Genomic DNA, 24,022 nt, shown 5'->3' on the forward strand with positions numbered 1-24,022 from the left:
AGAGTTTGTGGGGTTGATCGGTGGTCCAGCTTATCGAGGTGCCGAATCACGGTTTATTCGGCCAGCCACCGGGAGTAATATTTCCTGGCTTTGGCCAACTTGGGGTTGATGATGACCTGGCAGTAGCCCTCGTAGGGGTTCGCGGCGTAGAAATCCTGGTGGATCGGTTCGGCCTCGTGGAAGTACGGGGCGGGGACGATCTCGGTGACGATCGGGTCCCCCCAGTTCTCCTGGTTCCGCCGCAAGGACGCCTCGAAGAACTCCTTCTGCCGGACATCGGTGTAGAACATGGCCGAACGGTACTGGGTCCCGACGTCGTACCCCTGGCGGTTCAACGTCGTGGGGTCATGACCGGTGAAGAACATGTCCAATATGACGTCGGCCGGGACGACGGCGGCATCGAATGTTACTGCGACCGCCTCGGCATGTCCGGTGGTTCCGCTGCACACTTCGCGGTAGTGCGGGTCCGGGGTGTGCCCGCCGATGTATCCGGAGACCACCGAGGAGACGCCGACGGTCTTGCGGTAGATCGTGTCCATGCACCAGAAGCATCCGGCACCGAGGATGAAGGTCTGGATGCCGTGGTCGGGTAATCCGGCGGAATCGGACGTGCCGAACTGCGCCGCTGACGTTGGGATTGCTGACTTGCTACTCACATCCATGGTCAATGCCCGCAGGCTCCCATTCATTCCCGGACGACTTCGCGATCAGGGTCGAGGGGGCACTTGACGCCCGGTTGACTCCCCGCGGACTACGGTAGGAGCATGCGCAATGACCAGGACAAGACGCCGCAGGACTCCCCCCAGGGCGAGACGACCGTGACGGACGACGCCCCAGGACGTGACGAGGCCGTGGAGGCCACCGATGGCGGTGCCCGGGATGCCCGCGCCGCCGTGGCCCCCGGTCCCCGCCCCGGGGCCACCGTTCCCACCCTGGGTGAGGTCCTGGTGGCGATCGAAGAGCTCTGGCCGGCCTCGCTGGCCGAGGAGTGGGACGCCGTCGGCCTCGTCGCCGGACGGGTCGAGCGTCCGGTGCGGCGCATCATCTTCGCCGTGGACCCCACCCTCGAGGTGGTCCGCGACGCCATCGCCCGGGGAGCGGACCTGCTGATCACCCACCACCCCCTGCTGTTGCGTGGGGTGAAATCGGTGGCGGCCGACCAGTTCAAGGGCGAGGTCATCCACGAGCTGATCGAGAACCACTGCGCCTTGGTCACCGTCCACACCAATGGCGACTCGGCGGTGGGCGGGGTCAACGACGTGTTGGCCGACATCCTCGGACTGACCGATGTCACCCCGTTGGTCGCGGCCTCCGAGGGGCTGCCCGAGGAAGGGCTCGGCCGGGTCGGCACCCTGCCGGATGCCCTGGCGCTCTCCGACTTCGCCTCCCGGGTCTTCGGCGCGCTGCCCGCGGTCGCCGGGGGCGTGCGCGTGGCCGGTGACCGGGACGGGATCGTGAGCACGGTGGCGATCTGCGGCGGTGCCGGGGACAGCCTCTTCTCCGCCGTGCGGGCCGCCCGGGCCGATGTGTTCGTCACCGCCGACCTGCGTCACCACCCGGCCTCCGAAGCACGCGAGGCAGCCGTGGAAGACCGGCCCTATCTGGTGGACATCTCCCATTTCGCCGGGGAATGGCTGTGGCTGCCAGCCGCCGCTGAAGGGCTCTACAACGTGCTGATCGACCAGAACTTCGTCCTGGAGATCGGGGTCAGCTCGATCAACACCGATCCCTGGGATTTCATCCTCACCCCGGGGGGGTGATCGGCGACGGCGGGCAGTAGGCTGGGGAACCACCGAGCAAGAGGAGAAACACCGATGGCCAAGGCATCACCCGCCGACCAGCTGCTGCTGTTGGACCTGCAGGGGCTGGACTCGAAGATCGTGAAGATCGACCGGGCGGTGAAGGCCCTCGACTCCGATCCCGAGATCATCGCCGCCGGGGAAGCCGTGGCCGACGCCGAGGCAGCCCGCCGCGAAGTGGCCGAGGAATCGGCGGCGGCCCAGCATGCCTTGACCGACATCGAACACCAGGGCGAGAAGATCCAGGGCCGGATCGATAAGGACCGCGCCCAGATCGAGGCCGGTCGCGGCACCGCCCGGGACATGATGGCCCTGCAGCACGAGATCGACTCCTTGCTGCTCAAGCGCGGGGAACTCGAAACCACCGAACTGGAACTGATGGAAACGGCCGAAGAGGTCGCCGGCAGGCTCGAAGGCGTCACCGCCTCCGCCGACGGCACCGCGGCCCAACTCGCCCAACTCGAACGCGCCCGCGACGGGAAGGCCGCGGAACTGGCCGCCGAACGGGCCACGCTGGTGAACGAGCGCACCGAGCTGGCAGGAGGCATCGACCCGACCCTGGTGGGGATGTATGAAAAGCGGCTGGCCCAGCGCGGTATCGGCGCCGCCCGGCTCTTCCACGGCACCTCGGAAGGATCCGGCATGCAACTGGCCGCCGGCGATCTGGCGGAGATCCGTGCCGCCGCCGAGGACGACGTCGTCTCCTGCCCCGACTCGGGAGTCATCCTGGTCCGCTCGCCCGAGTGGAACTAGAACAAGAAGCCCGCGAGCCGGTTCCGCGCGGGCGGCTGCACCATCTCGAAATCGCGGCGCTGCATCCACATGCCGGCGGAGCCGACCATGACGCCGCCTATCTGCAGAACACGGACGGCTTCGAAATCGAACTGGTGACAGACCATGGGGCCTCTAGGTGTTCTATGCCGCGAGGTTGGTGACACCGATTGGCGCGCGGCTGGCTGGGGGCCTGCCCTTGAGCGCGGTGTGTGATCGAGTGTAGTTGTAGTGGTCTAGGAATCCTTGCAGGGCCGCCGTTCTTTCGGCGTTGCTGGCCCAGGCTTGTCGGTGGGCCCATTCGCGGGCCAGTGTGCGCTGGTAGCGCTCGACCTTGCCGTTGGTCTGCGGACGGTAGGGCCGGGTGAACTTGTGCCGGGTACGGGACTTGGCCAGCGCGGCGGTGAACAGCCAGGACCTGTAGCAGGAGCCGTTGTCCGTCAGGACCCGGCGGATGCGAGTGATCCCGTGACGGCGGAAGAACTTCACGGCCCGTTCCCAGAATCCGGCGGCGGTGGCTCCCTTTTCGTCGATGTGTTCCTCGGTGTAGGCCAGCCGGGAGTGGTCATCGACGGCTGAATGCAGGTACACGTAGCCGGCGCGGGCACCTGCATTCTTGGCGCGGCTGGAGGCCTTGTGCTGGGCCGAGCCCCGGCCATGGATGCGCCAACCGCCACCGTCGGGGATGAAGCCGATCTTCTTCACATCGGCGTGGACCATGTCCCCGGGCCGGTCCCACTCGTAGCGGACCACGGGCTCGCGCAGGTCCTCCCCGGACACGTCCAGGTCCCGGAGCCGGGAGATGCCATGGCGCAGCAGGATCCGGTAGATGGTCGAGGCCGGTAGCTCGATGCCTTTGGTGACGAGCAGCCCGACCAGCTGCATCGGGCCGAGCTTTTCCTTCCGGCGTAGCTGGCAGACCCGTGCCTCGATGTCCGGGTCGGTCTGGTTCGGGCTGGTCTCGGGGCGTGAGGACCGGTCTTCGAGCCCTGGTTCGCCTTCCGCGGTCCAGCGGGCGTACCAACGCCCGAGTGTCTGACGGGCAATCCCCGCCTCGGAAGCGACGTGGCAGATCGGGCGGCCGGCATCAACACGCTCACAGAGGCGGCGACGTCCTTCAGGGGTCAGCGGGGCGTTACGGTGGGACATCGAGGGCCTTTCTTTTCGGCGTTTTGCTTGGTCGCTTAACACCGAATCCAAGAAAGGCCCTCTTTAGCTATCCGCCACACCGGGCGTCACCAACCTCCATGAGCAGAACACCTAGGCCCTGATCCTGCGTGTTTCGGGATTATTTGGTGGCGAAGCTATGGTCCTCGGGCAGGATGATGTTCAGCTGGTGGGCCTTCTTTGCGGTGGCGGGCACCAGCTCCGCATCCCATTTCTCCTGGACGGCCTTGAGCAGGGCCGCCGGAGTGCTTGGTGCGCTCCGCCGGGCCAGGACGTGGCGGGCCACCTCACCGCGGGTGTGCTTGGCAAAATGCGAGACGACCTTGCGCTGGCCTCCGCGGAGCTGGAACACCGAGACGGCCACCGTGTTCTGTGGCGGGGGAGTGAAGGCGGCGGCATAGGTGCTCGAGCGGCAGTCGATGACCAGCCCGTCGCCGGCCCGCTCACCCAACACGGGATTGAGCCTGCTCTTCCACCAGTTGGCCAGCTTCCCGATCCCCGGCAGCTTCACCGACATCGACAACCGGTAGGCGGGAATCCGGTCGGCGAAGCCCACGGCGCCCCATAAGGCCGAGACCACGACGACGGAGGCATCCGCCGTGCGCCGCTGGGCCGCAGTGAGGGTGTGGTAGCCCAACGCCTCGAAGAGCACCCCGGTGTAGACCTCGTGGGCCGGGGCCGCCGGCTCCTGGTGGAGGGCGATGTTGCGGGTCACTTCCCCGGCCAGCGAGGCGCCCACCCCCAAGGCCTCCAAGGCGTCCTCCTGGCCGGATACAGCGGCCAGTGCCTGGAGCACTTCGGCGCGATCAGCCGAGAGTTCGGGGAACGCCAGGGTCTCGGCGTCGTAGGCGGGGCCCGCGGCGGCAGGCTTCTTTCCTTCGGAAGGGGGGAGCAGAATAAGCACCCATCGATCCTAGCGGCGCCCCGGGGACCCCGGAGCACGTTAGACTGCCGGGGCGGGTATGGCTGCACGGCCTTGCCTCGCACGATCGGTCCATGGAACGTCCGGGTTCCACGGATCAGTGGGGGGTAATGCCCAACCGGAGCTCGTCAGGAATATGTAGTACATGATGGTTACCCCACGAACCCGTAGAGATCCCGTCTTGGACGCCGCCAAGGGGATCTTGATCCTGTTGGTCATCCTGGGCCACCTGCTGGCCCGGTCCCATCCAGATGATGGATTCATCACCAAGGCCCTGATCACCGGCATCTACGCCTTCCATATGCCGGCTTTCGTCTTCCTCGCCGGAATCACCTCCAAACCAAGGGGGATCCTCCAGCGCTGCACCCAGTTCCTGACCCTGCTGGTCGTTTTCCAGGGCGCGTATTTCGCGGCCCGGTGGGTGATGGGTTCCGACGCGAAGTTCTCGTGGGAGAGGCCCTACTGGATCCTGTGGTTCCTGCTGTCCATGGCGGTATGGACCGCGCTGACCCCGCTGATCGCGAAGATTCCCCGCACGAGCCTGGCCCTTTCCGTCCTGATCTCCTTGGGATCGGGCATGGTCGACGTGATCGACTACCCGTACAGCGCCTCCCGCACCTTGGTGTTCCTGCCGTTCTTCGTGCTGGGCTTCACCTACGGCAAGGCCATGCTGGCTTTTGTCTCCCGCTTGCGGCTCCGGGGCCGGTCCGCAGTGGTCGCGGCCGCCCTGCTGGTGTTCGGCTTCCTGCTGTATTGGGCCCCCGACCACAGATGGTTCTACGGGAGCAGGGGCTACGACGTCCTGGACGTTTCCGACCCCACGGGCGTGGTCTACCGACTCGTGCTGCAGATCTGTGCGGTGGTTCTGACCGTCGGCCTGCTGGTCCTGGTGCCCCGTGAACCCGGCCTGCTGGTCAGGTTCGGCCAGCGGAGTCTTTCCATCTTCCTGCTGCACGGCTTCGCGGTCCTGGCCGTGGCGCGCTACGCGAAGATGATGGCGGAGGACAACAGGTACGTCGCCGTGGTGATCTATCTGATGCTCATGACGGGGATCGCCTTGCTCGCCTCGATGAAGCCGGTCCACCAGGTGGTCGGACGCATCGGCACCGTCTTGGTGCCGTTGGTCGACAGGATCGTCCCGCCGAAACCGGGATCACCAGCCGTGGCCCCGAAGACTGGACCGGCCGACGCGTCGACGGGGGACGAACGGGCCGAGCAAGGACCCGTAGGGGTGGCTGACCGGACGCCGCCCGGAGCACGCTAGACTGGTCAACGGACGGGATGGCTGGACGATCGCGTGTCGCGCAAGCGGCCCGAGGAACGTCCGGGCTCCACAGAACAGGGTGGTGGGTAACGCCCACTCGGGGAAACCCGCAGGCCAGTGCCACAGAAAACAGACCGCCCGCCGAGTGCGGGTCAGGGTGAAAAGGTGGTGTAAGAGACCACCAGCGCCCCAGGTGACTGGGGCGGCTCGGTAAACCCCACCCGGAGCAAGGCCAGACAGGCTGCGTATGAGGGCTGTTCGCCCCAGTAGTCGGGTAGGCCGCGTGAGGGCATCGGCAACGGTGCCCCTAGATGGATGATCGTCACCGGCAGCCGGGCAACCGCTGCCGGTACAGAACCCGGCGTACAGGCCATCCCGTCCACTCACCTTCCACTGCGGACCCGGTGTCACCTCCCGGTAGGGCTCACGGGGGTTGGAGTGGACCACGATCGGTTTCGTCATCCGGTTCCCAGTCATCCGGGTGGACCTGCGGCGGGTAATCCCCCGGCATGAGGCTCCGCTTCACCCGAGGTGGCCGGCCCCCGCTGGCCAGATCGGCGTTGAGGGTCTGCAGCGCCTGGGCGACGTCGACCTTGTTGATGGTGTCCTCCCCGGTGGTTGGCGAGGTTTAACCATAGTCGAACATACGTTCTACTGTGAGCGGTGGCGGTCCACCGCGAATTCGGTTACACGGACGACTTGCCGTCTGTCGGCGGGGTGGGGTCGGGCTCGTGGACTTCGATCTCTGCATCCAATGGCAGGGGAGGTGAAACCCATCCGCTGATGGTCAGCACCTGCCGATATTCGCTGCCGACCCAGATGGCCCTGAAGTAATCCAGCGTCCCGTTGATGGCCATCGTGTCGCAGAGGAAGACGATCCCCAGGTGTCGATGCTCGCGGGACAGGTCCCCAATCCTCATGTTTCCCCAGTCAGTAGCCGGTCGACGGCGGCGTGCCGAACCTCCAGCCAGTCTAGCGGCACCCGGTTCTGTTCCGGCCTGGATGACGGACCGGATGCGCGGATGACCAGGGGGTGCGGGATGCGTCGGGGCGGCAACCGGCCCCGCCCGAGGTGAAGGAGCGGGGCCGGTTGATGGGCACGGCCTGGGGGAGCCGTGCCGGCGGCGCAAGAGACGGGGCGCCGCCAATTCAAGTATAATCGAAGATGTCTTCGAATGCATGGTTTTGGGGCGGCGTGGCGCTGCGGCAGGTCATGTGAGTGAGTTCACCGGTATCAATGCGGTGATCGGGGGTCAACAACCTAGAATGGAGGTGGGCGCAGCCCCGGGGGCGAGGAATCTCAGACCCCAACCAACCGTATCTGCAATGGTGCTTTCGCGGTGCCAACCGGCTAGTGGATCCCGGCCGGCTGAATTGGAAGGACAAGAAGTGACCCAGCAGTCTGTCGCCGCCCAGAACGAATGGAGCGGCCGCGAGGAACTCGCCGAGGCCATGATTCCCCTGATCGGGCGTCTCTACCGCAAGAACAATGTGGTGACCTCCATCTACGGGCGCAAGCTCATCAACAAATCCCCGATCGACATCCTCAAGGCCCACCGGGTGGCCCGCCATATCGACGGCGTGGAACTCTCCCCATCCCAGACGTTGCCGCTGCTCCAGGGACTGGATGCCTTGGATCTCGGGGCGGTATCGGTGGATCTGGCCCGGCTGTCCCGCAAATTCAACGAGCAGGGCAACGACGCCGTGTTGGCCGACTTCCTAGTCGCCGAATTCGCCGAAAAGGCCGGTGGCGCGGGACGCACCGAAGCCGAATCACGCGATATCGTGCTCTACGGCTTCGGCCGCATCGGCCGCCTGCTGGCCCGCATCCTCATCGAGCGCGGTGGCTACGGCCTCCGGCTGCGCGCCATCGTGGTGCGCAAGAACGGTGAGAACGACCTGGTCAAGCGCGCCTCGCTGTTGCGCCGCGACTCGGTCCACGGACCCTTCGAAGGCTCGATCACCGTTGACGAGGAAAACAACACGATCCTGGCCAACGGAACGCTGATCCAGGTCATCTACTCCAACGACCCGACCGCCGTGGACTACACCGCCTACGGCATCAACAAGGCGATCGTCGTGGACAACACGGGCCGCTGGCGCGATCGTGAAGGACTGGGCCAGCACCTCAAGGCCAAGGGCGTGTCCCAGGTGCTGCTCACCGCCCCGGGCAAGGGCGATGTGAAGAACATCGTCCACGGCATCAACCACGGGGACATCGCCGCCGACGACACCGTCATCTCCGCCGCGTCCTGCACCACGAACGCGATCACCCCGGTGCTCAAGGCCATCAACGACGAGTACGGCGTGGCCCACGGCCACGTGGAAACCGTCCACTCGTTCACCAACGACCAGAATCTCACCGACAACTTCCACAAGGGCGACCGCCGTGGACGTTCGGCGGCATTGAACATGGTCATCGCCGAGACCGGAGCAGCGAAGGCCGTCGCCAAGGCCCTGCCCGAATTCGAGGGCAAGCTCACCGGAAACGCCATCCGGGTCCCCACCCCCGACGTCTCCATGGCCATCCTGAACCTGAACCTGGAAAAGGACACCACCAAGGAGGAACTGAACACGTTCCTGCGCCAGACCTCGCTGGGTGCCGAACTGCATAAGCAGATCGACTACATCGACTCCCCGGAGATCGTTTCCACCGATTTCGTCGGCTCGCGCCGGGCCGGCATCGTGGACGGGCTGGCGACCATCGCCAACGGCCGCAACGCCGTCGTCTACGTCTGGTACGACAACGAGTTCGGATACTCCTGCCAGGTGGTTCGCGTCATCGAGGAACTCGCCGGAACCCATCCGGCAGCCTTCCCGGCCGTCGACAGGACCGAAGACATCACGGTCGAGGCAACCGCCACCGTGTAGCAACCACCGGAGCCGACGACGGCGCCGGACAACCAGCCCAAGCCAGGGCAGGAAGCAGGACCACAGCATGGATCGTAGGATCGATAGCCGAGCACGCCGCGCACTGGGGGTCACCGCCGCCGGGTTCGCCCTGTTGCTGGCAGCCACCGGATGTTCCTCCACGGGCAGCTCCGACGACTCGTCGTCGGCGCCCGCCACCCAGGAATCCTCGGCGGCAGCCTCCAGCTCGGCGCCGGCGAGCAGCAGCGCTGCCTCCTCGGCCACCGAAACCGCGAGCCAGTCGAAGACCACCCAGACCAAGAAGTCCAAGAAGGCCGCCCCGGCCAAGGACAAGCTGGCCCTGGATACCGTGAAGAACAAGGAGCACAAGATTGCCGTGGTCTCCACCGGCAAGTCCGCTTCCGGCAATGATTCGCTGAACACCAAGCTGATCATCGCCGATCACGGCTGCTTCCACGCCGTCAATAAGCAGGGGCCCCCGACGCTGCTCGTGTTCCCCGAGGACACCACGCTGAACAGCAAGGGCAAGCCGACCGTGACGGTGGGAGGAACCTCCATCCGCGTCGGCCAGCAGGCCGAATTCACCGGCAAGAAGATCACCCTGAGCTCGGATCAGGCCTCGCAGGCCAAGCCGTGCTACGCCAAGGGCGACGTCTTCCAGGTCGCCTCGGCGAAGTAGCAGGACTCCTGCCCGGAAGAGCCGGTGCCCACCCCGATCCGTCGGGGTGGGCACCGGCTCTTTCATGTTTGTATCGTGGATCCGCTGAGTGCTAGTGGCCGAAGGGGTCCGGATCGACCCCGGGCAACCATGTGTTCCCCGCAACGCCCCAGCCCAGGGACTTCTTGGCCTTCTTCCACCGCTTCGCCCACTTGGTGTTGAGCCTATCGACGTAGAGGTAGCCGTCCAGATGGTCGTATTCGTGCTGCAACATCCGGGCAAACCATCCGGTCGCCTCGAAATCGAGCGGGTTCCCGTCGCCGTCGTAGCCCATCACCCGGGCGTAGTTCGCGCGTTTGAGCGGGAAGGACAAGCCGGGGGCCGACAGGCAGCCCTCGGCTTCCTCCTCGGGGTCCGGTTGCGCGCCGGAGACCTTGCCGAGCACGATCCGCGGATTGACCAGCACCCCCTCTGCGGGGACCCCGTCGTCGTTCTCCATCGTGTAGGTGAACAGCCGCAGACCCACCCCGACCTGGGGTGCTGCCAGACCCACCCCGTTGGCGGCGTGCATCGTCTCGGACATGTCGGCGATCAACGCCCGTAGCTCATCATCGAATTCGGTGACTTCGGCGGCTCGGGCGTGCAACACTGGTTCGCCGTAGACGACGACGGGACGGACGGGCATCTGGGCCTCCTGCTGGTGATGCTGATAGCGAAGAAAAAGCCGCCCCGGACGGATCCGGGGCGGCTGCTGGGGTGAGTAACGGGGCTTGAACCCGCGACCTTCTGGACCACAACCAGACGCTCTGCCAACTGAGCTATACCCACCATCGCGTCTCTCAACGCGGTGCCCGCACCTTTGGTATTCCTACCGTGGAGGTCCGGGCAACGAGTACTAGTTTACACACTTTCGGCAGGCCTTGCGACACCACGACATCTCCGCGTCGAACTGTGGCAGGGATCACCTGGCGGCGGGTGGTCAGTCGGCGCTGGACCCGGCGGTGGCTCCGGTCCCGGAACCCTGCGCGGCGGTGTCCTCGGCGGCCAACGAGCGGGCGACCTCCTTGGCCGTCTTGCTGTCCGGGCCGGGGGCCGGGACCATGATGGCCTTGCGGTAGTAGCGCAGTTCGTTGATCGAATCACGGATGTCGCCCAGGGCGCGGTGGTTTCCGGTCTTCGGCGGGGACTGGAAGTAGGCCCGGGCGTACCAGCGCCGGGCCAGCTCCTTGAGCGTGGAGACATCGATGACCCGGTAGTGCAGGTGGTCGATGACCCCCGGCATGTCGCGGGCCAGGAAGTTCCGGTCGGTGCCGATGGTGTTTCCGGCCAACGGGGCCTTGCCTGGTTCGGGGACCCACTGGCGTATGTAGGCGAGGACCTGCTCGGTCGCGGTATCCAGATCGACGCCGCCGTCCAGTTCCTCGAGCAGCCCCGAGGAGACATGCATCTGGCGTACGAAGTCATTCATCTGTTCCAGCGACTGGGCTTCGGGTTTGATGACGACATCGACACCCTCGCCGAGGATGTTCAATTCCGGGTCGGTGACCAGGACGGCAACTTCGATCAACGCGTCGGCTTCCAGGCTCAGCCCGGTCATCTCGCAATCGATCCACACAATGTTTTCAGCTGAAATAGGCACGATCCCAATCTACCGGATTCTGCGGTCCGATCGATCAGCAGCCGGGGTGGGGAAGTGCTACGTCGTCACGCCACTGAGGAAATACAACACCACGAAGACGACCGCTGCGGTCACGCCCAGGGCGGCGGCCCCCAGGGCGTGCAGCCCGAGCATGGGGGAGACGACCACCACCAGCACGGCGATGAACAAGCCCCATCCGAGCAGGGGCGTCTGCCGGGTGCGGGTACTGCCTGCGGTTGATGCGTGCCGAGCCACTGAAGTCCCTTTCGTCAGCCACGTGCGACGCCGGGGCCTCCCGGCGGCAGATCCCACTGTAGGTCCAGCCGGCCGGCAACCCCGGGACCCGGCGTCGTGCCGCCAGTTGGGGCGGGCGCGATGCTAACATCGGGTGGGTATTTGAGCGGGCCGCCGGCCCCGGAGCCCGGTCGTCTCAGCGTCCGTGGCCACGGGCCGGACGTGGAGCCCCGACGGGCAGACAACGGAAACGAGCCGATGGCGATGAGCAGGGTCGAGGCGGGTGCGGGGTCCGCTCGGGTGGACCACGGACCCCGGGCGATCCTGGTCCAGGGATTCATCGGGGCGATGCTGGTCCTGCTGGGCTCCTACGGCATCGGGTGGCTCGCCAGCGTCTCGCCGCTGAACCGCGAACATCTGCTCATCGCCGTGCGCACCGAGCAATGGGGGGTGATCACCTCAACGGTCGTGCTGACGGTGGGCTGTTGGATCATGTTCCGTGCCTGGCTGCGACTGGGGCAGGAACTCGCCGGCTGGGCCGAAGGCTCCTTGCGCACCGTGCGGCAGGCCTGCTGGGCCTGGGGCGCGCCGCTGCTGCTCTGCCTGCCGATCTTCAGCCGTGACGTCTTCGCCTACATCGGACAGGGCCGGCTGGTCACCGCCGGGCAGGACCCCTACGTGGATGGCATCTCCACGCTGTCGAACTGGTTCCAGCTCGGCGCCGATGTCACCTGGGCGGAATCCGAAACCCCGTATGGCCCGCTGTTCCTGACGATCGAACGCCTCGTGAACATGGTCACCGGGTCCTCCCCGGACGCCTCGGTGCTGCTCTACCGTCTCGTGGCCTTCGCCGGGGTGCTCCTCTGCATGGTCTACGTGCCCAAGCTGGCCGGGCTGCACCAGGTGCCCGGGGCCAAGGCCCTGTGGATCACCGTGTCCAACCCGCTGTTCTTGATCAGCTTCATCGCCAGCGCCCACAACGACGCCCTGATGGTCGGGTTGGCCGTGGCCGGGACCTACTATGCAGCCACCCGCCGCGGTGTGCTCGGGGTCGTGCTGGTCACCGCCTCCATCGGCATCAAACCGATCACCATGGTCATCCTGCCGTTCATCGGCTTGCTCTGGGCCGGGCCCGGCTCCTCCTGGAAACGCCGTTTCCTCTATTGGGCCTATACGTTGGGGCTGTGCCTGGGCATCATGGCCCTGATCGGCTGGGTCAACGGCTACGGTTTCGGCTGGCTGAAGGTCATGCTGGGCACCGGGACCGGAACGGTCTTCTTCGCCCCCGTGGGGATGTTCACGAACTTCTTCAGCGGGATCCTGGACACCTTGGGCCTGGAATACGCCTGGGTGCTGCCCGTGGTGAAACTCATCGCCCGGCTGGTCTCGGTGGCGGTGGTGGTGTTTTTGATGTTCCGTGGCAGCCACTCCCATCTGGTCCAACGCCTTGCCCTGGCCTTCGCCGCGCTGGTGGTCCTGTCACCGATCATCCAGCCCTGGTACCTGCTCTGGCTGCTGCCCTTCTTCGCGGCCACCGGCATCCGGGACGACTGGCAACTGATCTGGGTGTACTTCACCGTGGCCTTCTTCGTCGCCTTCGGGGCCGCCGACCAGATCTTCATCTGGCAGTTCCTCGACGGGCTGGACCCCTGGGTGAAGCATCTATCCACCGGCATCTCCTGGGCCGCCATGGCCTACCTGGCGTTCCTGGACCCCCGGACCAAACGCATCTTCCTGGACTTCCGCGATTCCCTTCGTGCCGCATGGACCGTGCTGCGGCGGCCCAAGGCAGCCAACTGAATGGCTGCAGGAAACCCCGGGCGGACGCGGGCCCGCACCGCAGTGCTCACCGACGCGGTCCGGGGGCTGCGCCACTACATCGAGCATCTGCCGTTGCTGCACCGGCTGGCCGGCGGCGACGAGGCCAAACGCGGGGTGGCCATGGCCCAGGGGTTCCTGGCCTCGCTGATGATCATGGTCGGCTCCTGGGGGGTGGGCTGGTTGGCCCAGTCCCAGGACTCCCTGTTCGCCCGCACCACTTTGCTGAACCCGTTGCGCGTGGAAACGGCAGGGGTCATCGTCTGCACCATCCTGCTCGCGCTGGGTTCGATGATCATGTGCCGTGCCTGGTTGCGCTTCGGGCAGCGCGGGGGGCCGAACAACCGGGCCTCCGTGGTGACGGTGCGCAACACCGTCCTGCTCTGGAGCGGGCCGCTGCTGTTCTCCTTCCCGATCTTCAGCCGGGACGTCTATTCGTATCTGGGACAGGGCCGGCTCATGCACGCCGGCCTGAGCCCCTACGAGAACTGGATCTCCCAACTCCCGGGCTGGTTCGCCCAGGGGTCGGACAGCCTCTGGGCGGAATCCGCGTCCCCGTACGGACCGCTGTTCCTGCTGGCGGCCCAGGGCGTCTATTTCGTCACCGGCGGCATCCCGGAGCTGGCGGTGCTGCTCTTCCGCGTGCTGGCCGTGGCGGGGGTGCTCCTCTGCCTGTATGCGGTGCCCCGGCTGGCCGACCGGTTGGGCTCGGATCCGACCTGGGCGGTATGGATCTCGTTGGCGAACCCCTTGTTCCTGCTGACGATGATCGGGGGCGTCCACAACGACGCCCTGATGATGGGTGGGGTGCTCCTGGGTTTCCTCTGGGTCTACCAGGGCCGCAGGTTCGCCGGGGTGCTGGCCGTCAGTGCCGCCATCGCCATCAAACCGGTCGTCGTGCTCGCACTGCCTTTCATCGGGCTGGCCATGCTGCCCGCCACGGCACGCCTCGCCCTGCGGCTGCGCGCCTGGGCCTATACCGCCCTGGTCTCCGGGGCGACGCTGACGTTCCTGGGCTGGGTCTCCGGCCTCTGGTTCGGGTGGATCAAGGCGATGGCCTCCGCGGGGTCGGCCGCCTTCCCCTACGCCCCGGTGGGGCTGCTGGGGTTGGGCATCGGCTGGCTGGTCGAACAAGCCGGGGGGAACCTGTCCGCCACGGCCAATGGCGTCTACACGGGGTTCAAGGTCCTGGCCCTCGCGCTGGCCATCTGGCTCGCCTTCCGTCGTCCGGCCAGCTCGCCGGTGCTCTATAGCGCCCTGGCCCTGTTGGCCACGGTGCTGCTGGCACCGATCATCCAACCCTGGTACCTGCTGTGGCTGATCCCCTTCTTCGCGGTCACCCGCGTCTATGAGGGCCGCTGGGCCCGCTTCTGGTACCTGGCCAGCATGGTCCTGGTCCTGGTCGGGGTCGTCGACCAGCTCAGCGTCGCCCAATGGATCAGCCTGCTCTGGGTCCGGGTGCTGGCGGCCGTGATCGGGCTGCTGTATCTGGGGTACCTGGTCTTCTCCGACCCCAGGACCTCCTTCATCTTCACCCGGGGCACCGGCCCCGATCCCACCGAGAACAGAAACGAGGCCACCGCGTCGTGACTTCACCACTGAAGACCCTGCGCAACTCCCGCGAAGCCACCAGGCCCGTGATCGGTTGGTTGCTGGTTGCCACCGTGATCGGCGCCGTGCTGGCCGTCCTGAGCAAACAGTGGTGCCGGGTGAACGGCTGGTCAGGGGCCGATCAGCATATCCACATGTGCTATTCGGACTTTGCCGAACTCTTCGGCACCCGCGGGCTGGCCGATAAGCTCTTCCCCTTCTACACCGGGCTGCCCCAGGAACAGGCGCTGGAGTACCCGGCCCTGCTGGCCGTCATCGCCGGGGTCACCGCGTTCATGATCCCCGGAACCGGCTTCAGCCTGGAGCGGCAGCTGGCCTACTTCGACCTGAATTCCCTGGGCTCCTTCCTGTGCTGGGGGATCATCGTCGTGGCGGTCGCCTACAGTGCCCGCAAGCGCAGTCGGGACGCCCTCATGGTCGCCCTGGCCCCGGGCATCATCCTGACCAGCCAATTGAACTGGGACCTGTGGGCCGTGTTGTTCGCGACCCTGGGGCTGTTCGCGTTCTCGCGACAACGGATCTACCTGGCGGGGATCCTATTGGGGCTGGGCGCCGCGGCGAAGCTCTACCCGTTCTTCCTCTTCGGGGCGATCCTGGTCGTGTGTTGGCGCAGCGGAAGGATGTCGGCCTTCTGGAAATCACTATCCACCGCGGTGCTTGCCTGGCTGGTGGTCAACGTCCCGTTCATGCTCACCGCCTTCGATGAATGGTCGCGTTTCTATACCTTCTCCTCCGAACGGGAGATCAGCTTCTCCTCGATGTGGCTGGCGTTCACCTGGACCGGGCTGGACGGGGAAGGGTTCTCGTTGCTGTCCAACGGCCTGTTCGCGCTCGCCTGCCTGGGGATCGCCTACCTGGGTTTCACCGCCCAGCGCCGGCCCCGGGTGGCCCAGTTGGCCTTCCTGATCATCGCGGCGTTCATCCTGCTCAACAAGGTCTATTCCCCGCAGTTCGTCATGTGGCTGATCCCGCTCTACGTCCTGGCCCGCCCGCGCTGGCGCGAATTCCTGCTCTGGCAGGTGTTGGAGGCCTACCACTGGGCGGCCGTCTGGCTGATGAGCGCGAAAATTGTCAGCGGGGGAAGCTTCGGTGAGGGGACCGCGTGGATCGAAATCGCCTATGGCACCGGCATCGCCGCGCATATGGCGATGGTCATCTACCTGTGTGTGAAGATCATCGGGGACATCAGGCACCCCACACGGGATCTGGTCCGCGCCGACGGGGACGACGACCCGCTCGGCGGTCCGGTGGAAGATACGCCGGACCGGTTCACGCTGCCCGTGCGGCGCTGAGCGGGCCGGGTCCGAGGCCCTAGCCGGCCAGGCTGGAGCCTTCGGAGAGCCGGTGGTAGGTGCGGTCGTGGTAGACCAACGGCCCGTGGCCTGAGGCTTCCCCCTGGATGTCCAGGACGGAGGCGATCACCACCCGGGATGAGCCGACCTCGACCCGGTCGGTGATGGAGCAACGCAAAGCCCAGGCGCTGTGGTGCAGCAGGGGTTCCCCGGTGGGAAGGAACCTCCACTCCAGGTCCTCGGTGAAACGCGGGCTGCCCGGGGTGGCGAAGAGCCGGACGGTATCGGCCTGTCCGGCATCCATGAGGTGGACCAGGACCGTATCGGCGGCGGCCAGCAGCGGGGCCGTCGTCCGGCCCGAAAGCGAGAACACCAGGGCCGGGGGATCGGCGGACACCGAGGAGACCGAGGAAGCAGTCAGGCCGATCGGCCCCGTCGGGCCGGTGGCGGTGATGACGGCCAGCCCGGCCGGATGGCCGCGGAAAGCCTCCCGGAAGAGGAGCGAATTGGTGTGCGCTGCGGGCACGGACTGGGCGGGGGCGGTCATCGATGGTCTTTCGTCGGCGGGTTCACGACGTCCTCGGGAACACCCCGAGCCTAAAACCTAAACCTAGGTTCAGGTCAAACCGGGGGTCGTGATGGACCGCCGGTTCACTGGTCCAGCCGGGGCGCCCCGGTGGTGTCGGTGCCCAGATGGTCATCGGCATTGACGAAACCGCAGGTCGACAACGAGAGGCAACCGCAGCCGATGCATCCGTCCAGCCGGTCCCTCAGATGCTCCAACATGGTGATGCGGGCATCGATCTCACCGCGCCAGGCCTCGGAGAGATGCTGCCAATCGGATTGGTCGGGCACCCCGTCCCGCGGCAACTGCTCGAAGACCTCCAACACCGAGGCCAAGGGGATGCCGGCGCGCTGGGCGGCCCGGATGACGGCCACCCGGCGTAGCGTCGATCGGGGATACCGGCGCTGGTTGCCGGTGGTGCGCCGGCTCTGGATCAGCCCCTTGCGCTCATAGAAGTGCAGGGCCGAGACCGCGACCCCGCTGCGGGCGGACAGCTGTCCGACGCTGATCCGCGAATCGTCCTCCGACGGCATGGTTCCCTCCGGCTACTCTGGATGGTGGCCCCGGGGACGGGGGCCGCTTGGAAGAATACACCGGATCGGCTGCCGGGGACCGGGCGATACGCTGGGGTCATGACACAAACACAGCACGACGCCGGGTGGTACCTCTTCGACTACGGGATGGTCATCGCCGCCGCGCCGGCCGCCGGGGACTGGGACCGTCTGGAACAGACCGCCGGGCGGGAACTGCGGGCGCCGGGCAGCACCTATTGGGCCCATCGCCACTCCTTCGACGCCGGCGCCCTGGATTCGCCGTTGTACTGGAGCGCCGTTCTGGAACGGCCCGTGGAGCCGGCCGAAGCGGAGAACCTGGACCGACTCGATACCGCCCTGTGGTCCCAACCCGATCCGCGGACCCGGGAGGTCCTCCGGTCACTGGAATCTCGCGGGGCGTCGATGGCGGTGCTCTCGAATATGCCGGCGCGGATGTCGCAGATCTTTGAGGCAGAAGGCTGGTGGACCGGCTACTTCGAGCACCTGATCTTTTCCGGACCCCTGCGCCTGGCCAAACCCGATCCGCGGATCTACGAACACGCCCTAGCGACGATGGGCGCCGAAGCCTCCGACGTCGTATTCATCGACGATAAACGCGAGAACATCGACGCCGCAGCAGCTTTGGGACTGGGTACCGTTCACTACACCGCAGGCACCGATTTAGCTGCCGAACTCGGACTCTAACCACCGTCCAGGCCTCTCGGACCCCTGCCATGGCAGGGGAGGGCCTCAGTGCTGGGGAAGGTAGTCGCTACAGATGGGATTAACCGGGATATCGCGATGCAGGACCCAGATGCCGTGATCGTCCTCGGTGACGACCTTGAAACCCAGCTTCTTGCCCCGCTTCAGGGCCTCCTGCGGTGAGAGCGGATCCCAGCCACCGAGTTCGTCGGTATTGAAGTCGATGATCATCCAGCTGGACAGGTCGTCGCCGATATCCCCGTGCAGGCCCACGTAGGTGCGCTGGACCAGATGCGGAACGGCGGTATCCGCAGCCTCGACACAGACCCCGTCGGGAATCAGGGCCACCGCCCGGGCCTGGGCCTTCGCGGTTTCGGGCATCGTCCAGTTCTGCCCGGTCAGCGTCCGGCCCAGCGGGAAGACCGCATGGATGAACAGCGTGCAGACGAACGCCAGGATCAGCAGATAGGCGGGGGCCCCGACGGCTAGTTTCCTCCTGCCGGTGCGGGCGATGATCTTCGACAGCACATGCACCGAGGCCATGAGCAGCACCGGGGCGAGCATGGCATCGTATTGGTAGACCGGGGCCCAGGTGTTCAGCCTGTCGTTGAACAACCGGCTGAGCAGGCTCGGGGCCACCAGGATCACGTAGGGGGAGAGGAAGGGCAGCAGTGCCAGCGGGACGAAGGACATCAACCAGAGCAGGACCTTCAGCTCGTGGTTGAACAGCAAGGCGATGGACTTCAACGGGTGGGACAGGATGAAGACGATCGCGGCCCCCGCCGTGGGGCCCAATGCGGTGTATTGCCAATAGGACATGGCATCGGGGGGAGCGAAGTGCGGGACCAGTATTTCGGTGACCACCAGATAGCCGGCCACACCGACGACGGCCATCAGGATCGCCTTGCCCCATTGGCGGTGGAAGGCCAGGACGAGGCCCACGGCAATGAGCGTCACGCCCATGTCCTCACGGACCAGCAGAAGCACCGAGGACAGGCCCACGACCAGCCAGTACCGTCGGGCATCGAAAGCCCAGACGATCCACGCCATCAGGGGCACCGCGAAGGCCACCTCGTGGAAATCCCAGTTCACCATCGACTGGAAGGGCCACCACAAAAGCAGTGCCGCCGCCGTGAGCAAACCTCCGCGGTGACCCAGATGTTTGCGGGAGAAGAGGTAGACGGGGATGGCCGTGACCACCAGCAGGGCGATCATCCCGAAGTTGAGCATCCGCGGATCGGGCCAGATCCAATACAGCGGGGCGAAGAGGGCGATGATCGGGTGGAAGTGGTCCCCGAGCAGATTGAAGTCCACGCCCTTGATCGGCACGATCGGCGCCTTGAACAGCGAATACTGGTGGACCGCCTGGTCGAAGATGCCCAGGTCGTAGCCCTTGGCCTCGAAATTGCGGTAGCGCAGCAGCGAATGGGCGACGTACAGGATGGTCGCACCGACCATGACCGCAGCCAGCTGTAGCTTATGGGCTCGGCTGACGGGCGTCACCGCGGGTTCGGCGGCGGGTGGGGCTTCGGGCATGGCTACGAGTTTAGCGGGGTATCAGGGCCCTCGCTGGACCATCGCCGCGGGGATTCGGCGCGGCATGGCTCACAATAAAAGACGGTGCCCACCTAAGAGGTGGACACCGTCCTGAGGATTCCTGCCGCAGCCGGCAGGGAGCCGGACTAGCGGATGGAAGCCAATCCGGTGCGGGCCATCGCATCGGCGTAGGCGGTCTGCATCTGGTCCAGGTGGCCCTGCTGGCGTTCGGCGGAGCCGGCGAAGGCCCGGCCGTCGAGGGACTTGACCTTATAGGTCTTGAAACCGCGACGCCACAACAGCGGGTTCTGGGTCTTGGCCAGCTGATCGGCCAGACGGTGTGCCTCGGTGCCGTGGGCGACCAGGACCGACGCACGTGGAACCTGCTTGAGCATGCGCAGCAGCGGCTTCAGGCCCGAAGTGATCTGGGCCGGTTCGAAGCGGCCATTGGCTTCACCGGGGGTATGCCACGGGGAAACGTTCCAGGGCATGACGTATTCCGGACGCAGGCCCAGCTGCCACTGCAGGGCAATCATGCGCTCGGCGGCGTCGGAGTCGCCCGGGGTGATGAAGCCGCTGTCATCGGCGATGCCGATGTTGGAGAACAGGGAGATGATCTTGACCTGGTCGACGTCGTGCTGGGGGTCGACGTAGCTGACCGAGGAGCCGGGGCGCAGCAAGGCGGTCTCGTCCAGAAGTCGGTTGACGGGGGCGATCTGCTCCTCGTAACGGCGGCTAAACAGCGTGTCGGTCGATAATTCCGGGGCAGATGCGGTCATGAAGGGGTGCTTCTCCTGGGGTTGCTGCTGGTTGCGGATAGCTGGTCCGCCGGTGATGACCGGCGCACTGGAGGACTTGCCCCCTGGGGCGCCGAGGTGAACGGGAAACGCGTCGGAAAATGCCGTTGCGTGCTTCCCACACTACTCCTTCTGGCTTTTGGACACGCCGAGGCGGCCTCCTGGTCTTCGGTGATCCATGGCACGGAGGGCCTGGAACCGGAGGATTCTCAGCGTCCACGCCGCTTGATAGTGTGTGGTGCGGTAGACAACGAGGCGAGGGAGCAACCCTTCATGGGAGCAGTATTCGACCGGCTGGATGACCAGTTGAAACCCGGGGTCGACGCAGTGACCCTCGACTACGAGCGCCTCCGCCCCCATCTGGAGCGGGTGACCGCCGACGTCACAGCACGGATCCGGGAGATCTTCGAAGGCGTTGACCTGCAGCCGCTCTTCGTGACCGGCCGGACCAAAACGGTGGACTCCTTCCGCGATAAGGCCTCACGGACGATCGAGCCAGACGAGCCCGGGGGCGATCGCCAACTCGAATTCCCCCATCCGCTGCGGGACCTCCACGACCTGGTCGGGGTGCGGGTCATCGTGTCCCTGCCCCACGAAGTCCGCGAAGCGGCCAACCTGATCAAACGCCGGCGCCACGAATTCGATTGCCGCGCCGACCGGGAGAAGGACATCGGCTCGGTGGAATCGGGGACCTACGGCTATTCCAGCCGGCACCTGATCCTGCGCACCCGGCAGAACGACGTCGTCCGTGACTACCAGAGTGAACTGGCCGAGAACGTCAGGGTCACCGGCAACTACATCTTTGAAACCCAGATCCGCACCATCCTGGCCCATGCCTGGAGTGAGATCGAGCATGACATCCGGTTCAAGAAGGTCGACCCGCGGGCCTGGAGCCCCTATCTGGACCGCCAATTCACCGCGACCGCCGCCATGCTCGAGGCCGTTGAATCGACCTTCGAGGAACTGCATGACCGCTATCTGGCGGTCACCGGCTACTGGGACCGTGACGGCGAAGGGGCCGTGGAGCTGGACCCGGGGCGGATCCGGGAGATCTGGCAGACCCTGCTACCGCATGTGGACCGCAAGGCGGACGACGACTGGGGGTGGGCCGCCGAACTGCTCGCCGCCCACGGGCTGGGGACGACGATCGAACTGGCCGGGTTGCTCGATGCCACCGCAATCACCGAAGTACGCAAGGCGTTGGACCACCGGTACTCACCGGGCCCCGACCGGCTGCTCGATGACGTGCTGCTGTGGCGTTTCGGGGCCCGCCATATCGAGTTGACCGCCGGGAAGGACCGGCAGCGCCAGGAGAGCCTGCGGCGCCGGTTGGCCCAGATGGACTCCTACCAGGCAGAAAAAAACCCCGGGTCCGACTAGCACCGACCCGTCGGGTTCGTGCGCCGGTCCCGGGGCAGGCGCCGGCTACTAGATGGTGGTGGTGGCCGTCTGGTAGTCGAAGCGTGGCAGGCGCGGACGCCAGGCGTTCTCGCCGGGCTTGCCGATGTTCACGACCATGAACGTCTGCTGGGTGGTTCCGGCATGGAAGTCCTCGTCCACCCCGGCGGCGTCGAAGCCTCCCATGGGGCCGGCATGCAGACCGACGGCCCGCACGGCCATGATGAAGTAGCCCGCCTGCAGATGGGCGTTGGAGTTGCCCACATGGGAGCGTGCGGCGGCATTGTCCGCACCGTCGAAGGCCTCCTTGCGGTCCGGGGCATGGGGCAGGAAGGTGGCGAAGTGCTCATGCCATTCGGTGTCGAAGCTCAGGACGGCGACCAGCGGGGCGGAGAGCGTCTTGGGCCGGTTCCCCTCGGCCATGCGGTTGACCAGGGTTTCGCGGGCGGCCTCGGAGCGGACCCAGGTGATGCGCATCGGCTGGTTGTTCATCATCGTGGGCCCCATCTTCATGAGGTCGTAGATGGCCTGGGCCGTCTCCTCGCTGACCGGCTCATCGGTGAAGGTGTTGGCCGTGCGTGCTTCACGGAAGAGTACATCGGCGGTGGCCGGGTCGATGGCCAGTTCCTGCTCGACGTCGGAGGTCGTGGTGGTCATGGGGTCCTTCCGGGGGAGACGGTGGTCGGGGCATGGTGAGGTGCCGGCCACTGACGTTGTGCTGGTCTTCAATTCCCAACCATTGCATGCCTGTGCATATTTCCGCATCATGGTGTGGCCTTGATCACCGGCGCCTAGTCAACGGTCGGAAAACCAATGCGCAGCCCCGTACCGTCCCCACCGACGGCCACGGTCAGGCCCTCCAGGGTCCCCACGATCTTCGAGGCGTCCAAGGAATCGGCATCGTAGGTTCCGGTGATGCCCAGGGTCCACGCTCCGGCGGCGCGCCCGGCCTCGATCCCGGCGGGAGCGTCCTCGAAGACCAGGGTCCGCTGCGGGTCCACGCCCAGGGCGGTTGCTGCGGCCAGGTAGCCTTCGGGGTCGGGTTTGCCCTGGGCGACCGAGTCGGCGGAGACCAGGATCGCGGGGGCCTCGATCCCCGCCACCGACAACCGCACGGCGGCCAGCTCAGCGGTGCAGGAGGTGACGATCGCCCAGCGTGTCGCCGGCAACGCCGCCAGCAGTTCGGCGACACCGTCCTTGATCGCGATGCCCTCCTTCTGCTCCACCTCCAGGGCTTCGATCAGGGCCAGCGCCTCGGCCCGGCGGCCCGGTTCGATCCGTTGGGCCACGACATCCCGGGCCGGGACGCCATGCGGGTGCGGGCCGTGCTCTCCCAGCCCCATCCGATGGGACCATTCCTGCCAACACTTCTCGGTGGCCCGGGTCGAATCGATGAGGGTCCCATCGAGGTCGAACAGCAGTGCCTCGACGTCGAGATGGTCGCCGTTGGAGTGGTGACGGGCCGCTGGGCGGTGGCTGGTATCCATCAGCCCAGCCTATCGGCGGAACCGGGCTCCCGGAGTGGCCGGAAAATCGGTGGCCCGGGCCCGGGCAGGAATCGACGGGGCAGGCTAGCATGAGTGAATGTCAGAGAACCCAGCAGCAATTCCCCTTCAGAAGCTCGCCAACGGTGCCGAGATCCCGATGATCGGATTGGGCACCTGGACGATGGACGACACCGAGGCCGGAGCCGCGGTGCTCAACGCCGTCGAGGCCGGCTATCGACTGATCGACACCGCCGAGAAATACGGCAACGAAGCCGGGATCGGACAAGGTATCGCGCGCTGTCCGCTCGCCCGTAGCGAATTGTTCGTGACCACCAAGTTCAATGCCGAATGGCAGTCCTTCGACGGGGTCCGCCAGGCTTGGCGGCATTCGATCGAACAGTTGGGACTGGACTACATCGACCTGCTGCTCATCCACTGGCCGAATCCGGGGCAGGGGACCTACGTCGAAGCCTATGAGGGGCTGGTGAAGCTCCTGTCCAAGGGCAAGGTCAGGGCGATCGGGACCTCGAACTTCACCCCCGCGCAACTGACCGAACTCATGGATGCCACCGGGGTGGTGCCGGATGTGAACCAGATCCAGCATTCCCCGATGTGGAGGCGTGAAGAGGAGATTGCCTTCCACCAGCGCCACGGCATCCACACCCAGGCCTGGGCCCCGCTGGCCCGCGGCGACGCGTTGAAGGCAGCACCGGTCATCGAGGCCGCCACCGCCCACCAGAAGACCCCCGCCCAGGTGGTGCTGCGCTGGAACCTGCAGCACGGGGCATCACCGATCCCCAAGTCCCAGGATCCGGGACGGATGGCCAACAACCTCGACGTGTTCGGATTCGAACTCGACGCCGAGCAGATGGCCGCCATCGACGCCCTCGACGGGACCGGCGACGAGCTGGTCGACCCGATGGTCTTCGGCCACTGACCGCCACCACGAACCCCAGGA

At 66.1% G+C, this 24,022-nt stretch carries 25 protein-coding genes, 1 tRNA gene and 1 other RNA gene; 12 read left to right on the top strand and 15 right to left on the bottom strand.

From position 1 onward, the window contains the following. Window positions 1-53 precede the first annotated feature (53 nt). Window positions 54-578: a peptide-methionine (S)-S-oxide reductase MsrA gene (gene msrA / locus ACT3S2_RS08510; protein WP_444561559.1), complete on the bottom strand. Its 525-nt coding sequence runs from the start codon at window positions 576-578 to the stop codon at window positions 54-56. 273 nt (window positions 579-851) lie between these two features. Between msrA and ACT3S2_RS08515 the strand changes: the two genes are divergently transcribed. Together ACT3S2_RS08515 and ACT3S2_RS08520 are read left to right on the top strand one after the other, a co-directional pair. Further along, complete coding sequence (locus ACT3S2_RS08515) at window positions 852-1,760, top strand: Nif3-like dinuclear metal center hexameric protein (protein ID WP_444561560.1); 909 nt, start codon at window positions 852-854, stop codon at window positions 1,758-1,760. 54 nt (window positions 1,761-1,814) lie between these two features. Further along, on the top strand, window positions 1,815-2,552 hold the full coding sequence (locus ACT3S2_RS08520) for a zinc ribbon domain-containing protein (protein ID WP_444553728.1): 738 nt from the start codon (window positions 1,815-1,817) through the stop codon (window positions 2,550-2,552). Here ACT3S2_RS08520 and ACT3S2_RS08525 read toward each other — a convergent pair. The 3 genes from ACT3S2_RS08525 to ACT3S2_RS08535 all read right to left on the bottom strand — a co-directional run bounded on the left by ACT3S2_RS08525 (window position 2,549) and on the right by ACT3S2_RS08535 (window position 4,641). Continuing rightward, on the bottom strand, window positions 2,549-2,698 hold the full coding sequence (locus ACT3S2_RS08525; protein WP_444561536.1) for a hypothetical protein: 150 nt from the start codon (window positions 2,696-2,698) through the stop codon (window positions 2,549-2,551). The two genes, ACT3S2_RS08520 and ACT3S2_RS08525, sit on opposite strands and share 4 nt — an antisense overlap. 16 nt (window positions 2,699-2,714) lie before the next feature. After that, entirely contained in the window at window positions 2,715-3,719 is a 1,005-nt protein-coding gene (locus ACT3S2_RS08530) for an IS481 family transposase (protein WP_444553909.1), read from the bottom strand. A 139-nt stretch (window positions 3,720-3,858) separates the two neighbouring features. Beyond that, window positions 3,859-4,641, bottom strand: a complete 783-nt coding sequence (locus ACT3S2_RS08535; RefSeq protein WP_444561537.1) for a YaaA family protein — start codon at window positions 4,639-4,641, stop codon at window positions 3,859-3,861. Window positions 4,642-4,840: 199 nt separating this feature from the next. Here ACT3S2_RS08535 and ACT3S2_RS08540 point away from each other — a divergent pair, with 199 nt between their 5' ends. Together ACT3S2_RS08540 and rnpB are read left to right on the top strand one after the other, a co-directional pair. Then, entirely contained in the window at window positions 4,841-5,923 is a 1,083-nt protein-coding gene (locus ACT3S2_RS08540) for an acyltransferase family protein (protein WP_444553725.1), read from the top strand. 13 nt (window positions 5,924-5,936) lie between these two features. Continuing rightward, window positions 5,937-6,305, top strand: an RNA gene (gene rnpB, locus ACT3S2_RS08545) — RNase P RNA component class A. Between the two features lie 304 nt (window positions 6,306-6,609). Here rnpB and ACT3S2_RS08550 read toward each other — a convergent pair. After that, the gene (locus ACT3S2_RS08550; RefSeq protein ID WP_444553724.1) at window positions 6,610-6,843 is read right to left on the bottom strand and encodes a hypothetical protein; all 234 of its coding nucleotides are present in this window, start codon (window positions 6,841-6,843) and stop codon (window positions 6,610-6,612) included. Window positions 6,844-7,312: 469 nt separating this feature from the next. Here ACT3S2_RS08550 and ACT3S2_RS08555 point away from each other — a divergent pair, with 469 nt between their 5' ends. Continuing rightward, window positions 7,313-8,794, top strand: coding sequence for a glyceraldehyde-3-phosphate dehydrogenase (locus tag ACT3S2_RS08555; RefSeq protein ID WP_444553723.1), 1,482 nt, complete (start codon window positions 7,313-7,315; stop codon window positions 8,792-8,794). A gap of 67 nt (window positions 8,795-8,861) precedes the next feature. Further along, window positions 8,862-9,473 (top strand): hypothetical protein, encoded by a 612-nt coding sequence (locus tag ACT3S2_RS08560; protein WP_444553722.1) that lies wholly within the window; start codon window positions 8,862-8,864, stop codon window positions 9,471-9,473. Window positions 9,474-9,564: 91 nt separating this feature from the next. Here ACT3S2_RS08560 and def read toward each other — a convergent pair whose 3' ends face one another. The 4 genes from def to ACT3S2_RS08580 form a co-directional block, all read right to left on the bottom strand. Beyond that, window positions 9,565-10,137, bottom strand: coding sequence for a peptide deformylase (gene def / locus ACT3S2_RS08565; protein WP_444553721.1), 573 nt, complete (start codon window positions 10,135-10,137; stop codon window positions 9,565-9,567). A gap of 67 nt (window positions 10,138-10,204) precedes the next feature. Then, window positions 10,205-10,280: transfer RNA gene (locus ACT3S2_RS08570), tRNA-His, on the bottom strand. 151 nt (window positions 10,281-10,431) lie between these two features. Next, window positions 10,432-11,091, bottom strand: coding sequence for an oligoribonuclease (gene orn, locus ACT3S2_RS08575; RefSeq protein ID WP_444553720.1), 660 nt, complete (start codon window positions 11,089-11,091; stop codon window positions 10,432-10,434). Between the two features lie 57 nt (window positions 11,092-11,148). After that, entirely contained in the window at window positions 11,149-11,346 is a 198-nt protein-coding gene (locus ACT3S2_RS08580) for a hypothetical protein (RefSeq protein WP_444561538.1), read from the bottom strand. 243 nt (window positions 11,347-11,589) lie between these two features. On the opposite strand from ACT3S2_RS08580, the gene mptB (ACT3S2_RS08585) reads away from it, so the two are divergent. From mptB (ACT3S2_RS08585) to ACT3S2_RS08595, 3 genes are read left to right on the top strand one after another with little or no spacing between them, the layout of a single operon-like run. After that, window positions 11,590-13,125, top strand: coding sequence for a polyprenol phosphomannose-dependent alpha 1,6 mannosyltransferase MptB (gene mptB, locus ACT3S2_RS08585; RefSeq protein WP_444561539.1), 1,536 nt, complete (start codon window positions 11,590-11,592; stop codon window positions 13,123-13,125). After that, complete coding sequence (gene mptB, locus ACT3S2_RS08590; RefSeq protein ID WP_444561540.1) at window positions 13,126-14,733, top strand: polyprenol phosphomannose-dependent alpha 1,6 mannosyltransferase MptB; 1,608 nt, start codon at window positions 13,126-13,128, stop codon at window positions 14,731-14,733. Then, window positions 14,730-16,046: a glycosyltransferase family 87 protein gene (locus tag ACT3S2_RS08595; RefSeq protein ID WP_444553716.1), complete on the top strand. Its 1,317-nt coding sequence runs from the start codon at window positions 14,730-14,732 to the stop codon at window positions 16,044-16,046. Before mptB (ACT3S2_RS08590) ends, ACT3S2_RS08595 begins: the two co-directional genes overlap by 4 nt. A 19-nt stretch (window positions 16,047-16,065) precedes the next feature. On the opposite strand, the gene ACT3S2_RS08600 is transcribed toward ACT3S2_RS08595, so the two are convergent. Both ACT3S2_RS08600 and soxR read right to left on the bottom strand, forming a co-directional pair. Next, on the bottom strand, window positions 16,066-16,593 hold the full coding sequence (locus tag ACT3S2_RS08600) for a flavin reductase family protein (protein ID WP_444553715.1): 528 nt from the start codon (window positions 16,591-16,593) through the stop codon (window positions 16,066-16,068). A gap of 104 nt (window positions 16,594-16,697) precedes the next feature. Next, on the bottom strand, window positions 16,698-17,144 hold the full coding sequence (gene soxR, locus ACT3S2_RS08605) for a redox-sensitive transcriptional activator SoxR (RefSeq protein ID WP_444553714.1): 447 nt from the start codon (window positions 17,142-17,144) through the stop codon (window positions 16,698-16,700). A gap of 99 nt (window positions 17,145-17,243) precedes the next feature. On the opposite strand from soxR, the gene ACT3S2_RS08610 reads away from it, so the two are divergent. Then, a complete protein-coding gene (locus ACT3S2_RS08610) occupies window positions 17,244-17,849 on the top strand; it encodes an HAD family hydrolase (RefSeq protein WP_444561541.1) in 606 nt (201 codons plus the stop codon). A 45-nt stretch (window positions 17,850-17,894) separates the two neighbouring features. Here ACT3S2_RS08610 and ACT3S2_RS08615 read toward each other — a convergent pair whose 3' ends face one another. Next, window positions 17,895-19,382 carry a DUF2079 domain-containing protein gene (locus ACT3S2_RS08615; RefSeq protein ID WP_444561542.1) on the bottom strand — a complete coding sequence of 496 codons (1,488 nt, stop codon included), beginning with the start codon at window positions 19,380-19,382 and terminating at the stop codon, window positions 17,895-17,897. A 146-nt stretch (window positions 19,383-19,528) separates the two neighbouring features. Beyond that, window positions 19,529-20,161 (bottom strand): uracil-DNA glycosylase, encoded by a 633-nt coding sequence (locus ACT3S2_RS08620; RefSeq protein ID WP_444553711.1) that lies wholly within the window; start codon window positions 20,159-20,161, stop codon window positions 19,529-19,531. A 291-nt stretch (window positions 20,162-20,452) separates the two neighbouring features. On the opposite strand from ACT3S2_RS08620, the gene ACT3S2_RS08625 reads away from it, so the two are divergent. After that, a complete protein-coding gene (locus ACT3S2_RS08625) occupies window positions 20,453-21,559 on the top strand; it encodes a GTP pyrophosphokinase (protein WP_444561543.1) in 1,107 nt (368 codons plus the stop codon). Between the two features lie 48 nt (window positions 21,560-21,607). On the opposite strand, the gene ACT3S2_RS08630 is transcribed toward ACT3S2_RS08625, so the two are convergent. Both ACT3S2_RS08630 and ACT3S2_RS08635 read right to left on the bottom strand, forming a co-directional pair. Beyond that, entirely contained in the window at window positions 21,608-22,234 is a 627-nt protein-coding gene (locus ACT3S2_RS08630) for a malonic semialdehyde reductase (RefSeq protein WP_444561544.1), read from the bottom strand. 134 nt (window positions 22,235-22,368) lie between these two features. Further along, window positions 22,369-23,064, bottom strand: coding sequence for an HAD-IA family hydrolase (locus tag ACT3S2_RS08635; RefSeq protein WP_444553708.1), 696 nt, complete (start codon window positions 23,062-23,064; stop codon window positions 22,369-22,371). 97 nt (window positions 23,065-23,161) lie between these two features. Between ACT3S2_RS08635 and ACT3S2_RS08640 the strand changes: the two genes are divergently transcribed. Continuing rightward, window positions 23,162-24,001, top strand: a complete 840-nt coding sequence (locus ACT3S2_RS08640; protein WP_444553707.1) for an aldo/keto reductase — start codon at window positions 23,162-23,164, stop codon at window positions 23,999-24,001. The last annotated feature ends 21 nt before the right edge of the window (window positions 24,002-24,022 follow it).

The sequence above is a fragment of the Arthrobacter sp. AOP36-A1-22 genome (assembly GCF_052377615.1).
Lineage (GTDB): Bacteria > Actinomycetota > Actinomycetes > Actinomycetales > Micrococcaceae > Arthrobacter_H.